5 protein-coding genes and 1 pseudogene are annotated in these 6756 nt (G+C 69.9%); 2 read left to right on the top strand and 4 right to left on the bottom strand.

All coding sequences use genetic code 11. From position 1 onward, the window contains the following. Positions 1–189: 189 nt before the first annotated feature. Positions 190–1146 (bottom strand): annotated as a pseudogene (locus ACIQM3_RS03855) (LysR substrate-binding domain-containing protein); the annotation flags it as partial. Positions 1147–1278: 132 nt separating this feature from the next. Here ACIQM3_RS03855 and ACIQM3_RS03850 point away from each other — a divergent pair. Further along, the gene (locus ACIQM3_RS03850) at positions 1279–1833 is read left to right on the top strand and encodes a peroxiredoxin (protein WP_401618321.1); all 555 of its coding nucleotides are present in this window, start codon (positions 1279–1281) and stop codon (positions 1831–1833) included. Positions 1834–1845: 12 nt separating this feature from the next. Next, positions 1846–2379, top strand: a complete 534-nt coding sequence (locus ACIQM3_RS03845) for an alkyl hydroperoxide reductase (RefSeq protein WP_393767293.1) — start codon at positions 1846–1848, stop codon at positions 2377–2379. 124 nt (positions 2380–2503) lie between these two features. Here the strand turns inward: ACIQM3_RS03845 and ACIQM3_RS03840 are convergent, their stop codons facing one another. The 3 genes from ACIQM3_RS03840 to ACIQM3_RS03830 form a co-directional block, all read right to left on the bottom strand. Beyond that, positions 2504–3910, bottom strand: a complete 1407-nt coding sequence (locus ACIQM3_RS03840) for an AI-2E family transporter (protein WP_401618318.1) — start codon at positions 3908–3910, stop codon at positions 2504–2506. A gap of 133 nt (positions 3911–4043) precedes the next feature. After that, positions 4044–4745, bottom strand: coding sequence for a lytic transglycosylase domain-containing protein (locus ACIQM3_RS03835; protein ID WP_401618315.1), 702 nt, complete (start codon positions 4743–4745; stop codon positions 4044–4046). Positions 4746–5133: 388 nt separating this feature from the next. After that, the gene (locus ACIQM3_RS03830; RefSeq protein ID WP_401618313.1) at positions 5134–6456 is read right to left on the bottom strand and encodes a PhoH family protein; all 1323 of its coding nucleotides are present in this window, start codon (positions 6454–6456) and stop codon (positions 5134–5136) included. Positions 6457–6756: the final 300 nt, after the last annotated feature.

Raw genomic sequence — 6756 nt, 5'->3', positions numbered from 1 at the left:
GTGTGTGGGGGGGGGGGGGGTGTGGGGGGTGTGGGGGGGGGGGGGTGGGGGGGGGGGGGGGGGGGGGGGGTGGGGGTGGGGGGGGGGGGGGGGGGGGGGGTGGTGGGGGGGGGGGGGGGGGGGGGGGGGGGGGGGGGGGGGGGGTGGGGGTGGGGGGGGGGGGGGGGGGGGGGGGGGGGGCCCCCCCCACCCCTCCTCGGGTACCCGTACCGGCAGTGCCCCCATTGCCCCGCGCAGCGCGGCCGCGAGCTCCTCGAACTCCTCGTGCCTCGCCGAGCCCGTCCGCACCGCCAGCGCGACCCGCCGGGAGGGCGCGGGGTCCTCGAAGTACCCGGTGGCCAGCGCCTCGTTACGCCCGGTCTCCACCGTCACGGCCGTACGCGGAAGCAGCGTCACCCCGAGCCCGCCCGCGACGAGCTGCACCAGCGTGGAGAGCCCGGCCGCGGTCGTCGTCACCGGCGCCCCCTGGGTGCGCCCCGCCTCCCGGCAGATGTCCAGCGCCTGGTCGCGCAGGCAGTGCCCCTCGTCGAGCAGCAGCAGCGGCAGATCGCGCAGCGTGCCGCGCGGCAGGCCCGTACGCCCGGCGAGCTCGTGCTGCTTCTCCATGACGAGCACGAAGTCCTCGTCGAACAGCGGCAGTTCCGTGACGCCCGGGACCCCCAGCGGCACCGCGAGCAGCAGCAGGTCCAGCCGGCCGGCCGCCAGCCCCTCCAGCAGCGAGGAGGTCTGCTCCTCATGGACCTGGAGGTCCAGGTCCGGGTAGCGCTCGTGGACCAGCCTGAGCACGGCCGGCAGCAGATACGGCGCGACCGTCGGGATCACGCCGAGCCTGAGCACCCCGGTGAAGGGCGCGCGCACCGCCTCGGCCTCCTCCATCAACTCGCCGAGCGCCTCCAGCACCGCCCGGCTCCGCACCGCGAGGCGCTCCCCCGCGGGCGAGAGCAGCACCTTGCGCGTCGTACGCTCGATGAGCTGGACACCCAGTGCCACCTCCAGCGCGGACACCGCCCCGGAGAGCGCCGGCTGGCTCATCCCGATTGCTGCCGCCGCGTCCCGGAAGTGCAGATGCTCCGCCACGGCCGCGAAGGCGCGCAGCTGCGAGAGGCTGGGCTGCTTGACCCTAATAGCCTGATTTACATACGCCACTGATAGGCACCTCCGATCATCCAGACCGAGTGTAGCTATTTCCGTGATCAATGCACTCTGTGCCAAGGTGGGGACTGCCCAACCCCCAGGAACACCCTCAAAAGGGGATTTCCTATGCAACAAGGAGTGCGCGTGCTCACTGTCGGTGACCAGTTCCCCCAGTTCGATCTGACCGCTTGCGTGTCGTTGGAGACCGGCAAGGAGTTCGAGCAGATCAACCACAAGACCTACGAGGGTCAGTGGAAAGTGATCTTCGCGTGGCCGAAGGACTTCACCTTCGTGTGCCCCACCGAGATCGCCGCCTTCGGCAAGCTGAACGACGAGTTCGCCGACCGTGACGCGCAGATCCTCGGCTTCTCCGGTGACTCCGAGTTCGTGCACCACGCCTGGCGCAAGGACCACCCGGACCTGACCGACCTGCCCTTCCCGATGCTGGCCGACTCGAAGCACGAGCTCATGCGTGACCTCGGCATCGAGGGCGAGGACGGCTTCGCGCAGCGCGCCGTCTTCATCGTCGACCAGAACAACGAGATCCAGTTCACGATGGTGACCGCCGGTTCCGTGGGCCGTAACCCCAAGGAGGTCCTGCGGGTCCTCGACGCCCTGCAGACCGACGAGCTGTGCCCCTGCAACTGGACCAAGGGCGAGAACACCCTCGACCCGGTCGCCCTCCTCTCCGGCGAGTGAGCTGATACCGACATGGCACTCGATGAACTGAAGTCCGCCATACCGGACTTCGCCAAGGACCTGAAGCTGAACCTCGGCTCGGTCATCGGCAACAGCGAGCTCCCGCAGCAGCAGCTGTGGGGCACCGTCCTGGCCTGCGCGATCGCCTCGCGCTCACCGAAGGTGCTGCGCGAGCTGGAGCCGGAGGCCAAGGCCAACCTCTCCGCCGAGGCGTACACCGCGGCGAAGTCGGCCGCCGCCATCATGGCGATGAACAACGTCTTCTACCGCACCCGGCACCTGCTGTCGGACCCCGAGTACGGAAACCTCCGTGCGGGCCTGCGGATGAACGTCATCGGCAAGCCGGGCGTGGAGAAGGTCGACTTCGAGCTGTGGTCGCTCGCCGTCTCCGCGATCAACGGCTGCGGCCAGTGCCTGGACTCCCACGAGCAGGTGCTGCGCAAGGCCGGCGTGGACCGTGAGACCATTCAGGAAGCCGTCAAGATCGCTTCGGTGATCCAGGCGGTCGGCGTGACCCTCGATTCCGAGGCCGTGCTCGCCGAGTAGTACCCATGAACGAGAAGGGCCCCGAGGACGACCGACCGTCCCTGGGGCCCTTCTTTCATGTACGCCCGGCGGCGGGAGCCGGGGCGCGCCGCGGACGTGGAAGGTCAGCCCTTCCGGACGCCGGTCAGCGCTTCTGGTCGTCCGGCGGGCCGGCCCCCGTCTCGTCGGCGCGGTCGTCCGCTGCGACAGGGCCTGGCGCGTCCGCGGGCCGGGCCGGTTCCGTCGGCGGGAGGGCCGAGAGCGCCGTGGCGCCGTGCGGCCCTGCCCCGTGGAGCACCGCGGGGCTCTGCGCGTAGGAGCGCAGATAGCCGACCACCGTGTTGGTCACGGCGACCAGGGGCACGGCGACGACCGCACCGCCGATACCCGCGACCATGCCGCCCGCCGCGACCGACAGCACGACGGCCAGCGGGTGGACGCGTACGGCGCGGCCGAGGATGAAGGGCTGCAGGATGTGGCCCTCGATCTGCTGCACGGCGAGCACCACGATCAGCACCATCAGCGCGGTGAACACGCCCTGGGTGACGAGCGCGACGACCACGGCGAGGGCGCCGGAGACCACGGCACCCACCAGCGGGATGAAGGCGAAGAGGAAGATGAAGACGGCGAGCGGAACCGCCATCGGCACGTCGAGGAAGTAGATCCCGAGCCCGATGAAGATCGCGTCGATCAGGGCCACGATCACCGTGCCCCGCACATAGGCGGTCAGCGTCCGCCAGGCGCGCGGTCCGGCGCCGGCGACGCCCGGCCGTGCCTGGGAGGGCACCAGCTTGAGCACCCACTGCCAGATGCGCTTCCCGTCGTAGAGCAGGAAGAGCGTCGAGAACATCGCCAGCAGCAGCCCGGTGAGGACCTCCACCATCACGGTGACGCCCTGGAGCCCGGCGGAGGTGATCTCCTCCGTGTTGGTGCCGATGGTGTCGCTGAGGTTCTTCGCGATGTCGTTGATCTGCGACTCGGTGACATGGAACGGGCTGTCCAGGAGCCAGCGCTTCAGCTCGTCGATGCCGTCCCGGACCCGGTCCGAGAGGTCGTCCAGATTGTCCATCACCTGCCAGACGACGAACCAGCCGACCAGCCCCATGACGACGAAGCCGAGCACCGCAGTGACCGCGGTGGCCAGACCGCGCGGCAGCCCGAGCCGTCTCAGCCGTACGACGGTGGGCTGGAGCATCGCGGTCACCAGCAGGGCGGCGACGAACGCGAGGACGACCAGCTGGACGGCGCTGATGATCCGCATGAGCACCCAGAGGGTGCCGGCCAGGACCAGCAGCCGCCAGCCGGCCTCGGCCGCCACACGCATCCCCCAGGGGATCGCGGCCACGGGGTCGGGCTTGGCGGCGACGGAGGGGGCGTAGGAGGGCGGGGCGGGCACCTGTTCGGCGACCGCCGTGGAGAGCGTCGACGACGAGCCGCTCACGGCGTCCGCGTCGGCGCGGCGCTCGTCCTCGGCGCGGCGTTCTTCCAGGCGCGCCCCGATCTCGGTGAGTTCGGCACCCACCCGGCCGAGCCACCCCGGAAGTTTCGACATGGAATTTCCCTTTCCCCCGTCCGCTCCCCGCACGCCCCCCGGAGCTGTCCGGATCGACCGTACACGCGAGGAGCCCCGCACCGTAGGACGGTGCGGGGCGTCTCGAGGTTGAGCGCGGAACCTTGCGGGGCTCCTAGTACCAGTTGTTGGCCTGCCAGAAGGACCAGGCGCCGCACGGGCTGCCGTAGCGGCCGTCCATGTAGCTGAGGCCCCACTTGATCTGGGTGGCCGGGTTGGTCTGCCAGTCGGCACCGGCGGACGACATCTTGGAGCCGGGCAGCGCCTGCACGAGGCCGTACGCGCCCGAGGAGGGGTTGCTCGCCTGATAGTTCCAGGTCGACTCGTGGTTCACGATGTTGCTGAAGCACTGGAACTGGTCCGCGGGGACCATCTGGCGGGCCATCGCCTGCACTTCGGCCACGCTGTAGGAGCTCTGCGCGGAGAAGGAGGTGGCGTCGCGCACGGAGGAACGGCTCGCGCGGTCGGCTTCCTTCTTGGCCTCGCGCTGCGCCTCCAGCTTGTCCTCGGCCGCCTGCTTCTTCGACTTGGCGTCCTTGGCGGCCTGGATGCGGGCCGTCTCCTCGGCCGACTTCTTGGCCGCCGCGTCGGCCGCGGAGGCCTGTGCGTCGGCCTGCTGCGTCAGCGAAGCGGTCTGAACCTGGGCCTGCTGGCCCGCGGGGATGTCTGCGAGCAGCGTGGTGTCGGCTGCGGCCGCCTCGAAGTTGTTGTCATCGGCAGCGGGAGTGCTGCCCGACGCAACGCCTACGACGGCGCCTACGGTGGTTACGGCGGTGGCAGATGCCACGGCGAACCCCCGGACCGAGATCCGGCTCACACGGTGTCCTTCCAGCATCGCCCGCTTAGGTGACCTCGCGGGCGCAATCGTGCCCCTGACACTGGCCTCCCTACTGCTTGGGTCACGGGAGGCACGGGCCCGGTGGGCGCTCCCTTGCGGAAGCGCCGCGTGGTGCTCGCGGGCGGCATACGGACGGCGATTGTTGAGTTGTGTGGTGCGTGGCGCCTCTGGAGGTGCCCAAGTGCCGTATGCGGGGCCTGACGGAAGCAAGACTCTGCCGGAAGGACACGGCGCGTTGCAATTCTGTGCTGCGTGTTAAAGCTCACACCCCGTTTGGCCCACCGCTTTTTCGGAAATGACGGCGCAGCACAATGCCGCCCGGCTAAGCTCCTTGGCTCGCCGGGCGGCATCTATGGGGTGTTACGGGTCAGATGTGTCCGTCCTCCAGCATTTCGGTCACGAGCGCGGCGATCGGTGAACGCTCGGAGCGGGTGAGGGTGACATGCGCGAAGAGCGGATGCCCCTTCAGTTTCTCGACCACGGCGACGACTCCGTCGTACCGCCCGACCCTGAGGTTGTCCCGCTGTGCCACGTCGTGCGTGAGCACCACCCGCGAATTGGCCCCGATACGGGACAACACGGTCAGCAGGACGTTCCGCTCGAGTGACTGCGCCTCGTCCACGATCACGAACGCGTCGTGGAGCGAACGGCCCCGGATGTGGGTGAGCGGCAGGATCTCCAGCATCCCGCGCCCCAGCACCTCTTCGATGACCTCGCGCCCGGCGACCGCCGACAGCGTGTCGAAGACGGCCTGCGCCCAGGGGCTCATCTTCTCGGACTCGCTGCCGGGGAGATAGCCGAGCTCCTGCCCGCCGACCGCGTACAACGGCCGGAAGACCATCACCTTCTGGTGCTGACGGCGCTCCAGCACGGCCTCCAGGCCCGCGCAGAGCGCCAGGGCCGACTTGCCCGTGCCCGCCCGGCCGCCCATGGACACGATGCCGACGTCCTGGTCGAGGAGCAGATCGAGCGCGATCCGCTGCTCGGCGCTGCGGCCGTGGATCCCGAAGGCCTCCCGGTCGCCGCGCACGAGACGGACGTTGCCCTCGGCCGTGACCCTGCCCAGCGCCTTGCCACGCTCGGACTGAAGGACCAGCCCCGTGTGCACGGGGTATTCGGCAGCTTCGGGGATGTACAGGCTCTCCTCGCCGAAGAGCAGGTCGACCTGCTCCGCCGCGAGGGTGAGCTCCGCCATCCCGGTCCAGCCGGAGTCGGTGACGGCGAGTTCGGCGCGGTACTCCTCGGCGAGGAGACCGACCGAGGACGCCTTGATCCGAAGCGGCAGGTCCTTGGAGACGACCGTGACGTCATACCCCTCGGCCTGCAGATTGCGCGCGACCGCGAGGATCCGTGAGTCGTTGTCCCCCAACCGGTAGCCGGCCGGAAGGACGCCGGGGTCGGAGTGGTTGAGTTCGACACGGAGCGACCCACCGAGATCCCCGAGCGGGATCGGGGCGTCCAGCCGGCCGTACCGGACGCGGAAGTCGTCCAGCAGACGCAGGGCCTGCCTGGCGAAGTATCCGAGCTCGGGGTGGTGCCTTTTGGCCTCCAGCTCCGTGACCACGACGATCGGCAGCACTACTTCGTGCTCGTCGAACCGGGTCATGGCTTTGGGGTCGGCCAGCAGGACGCTGGTGTCGAGAACGTATGTGCGCCTGTCGGGCATGCGGCGCTTGGTGCTGGTCACCACGGAAGGACGTACCCCCTCGGACGAGGTCGGGGAGTGCGACGCAGGTCGCGGAACTTCCCGAAGGGAGAGGACGGACCGGGTTCGGACCCCGTGCGCGGGCCGAACACCGGCCCTCCGCGTCGGCCGCACGGTGTGCGGTCCTTCGTGTGCAAAGGGCCTCCCGGGCGAGCGGGCGGGCCGCTCACTTGGCTGTGACGTCCGCCTGGTTGCTGACCGGACGTCGACCTGAGAGCTGTATTCCCTCGAACACGCGAAGCCATGCCCCTGCCTGCGAGAAGGTCGCCCGGAGTGCCTGTCCGC

The organism is Streptomyces sp. NPDC091271 (genome assembly GCF_044757505.1).
In the GTDB taxonomy this organism is placed as follows: Bacteria; Actinomycetota; Actinomycetes; order Streptomycetales; family Streptomycetaceae; genus Streptomyces.
The sequence above is the reverse complement of the archived record's forward strand: the minus strand, read 5'-3'. Positions and strand labels throughout refer to the sequence as shown.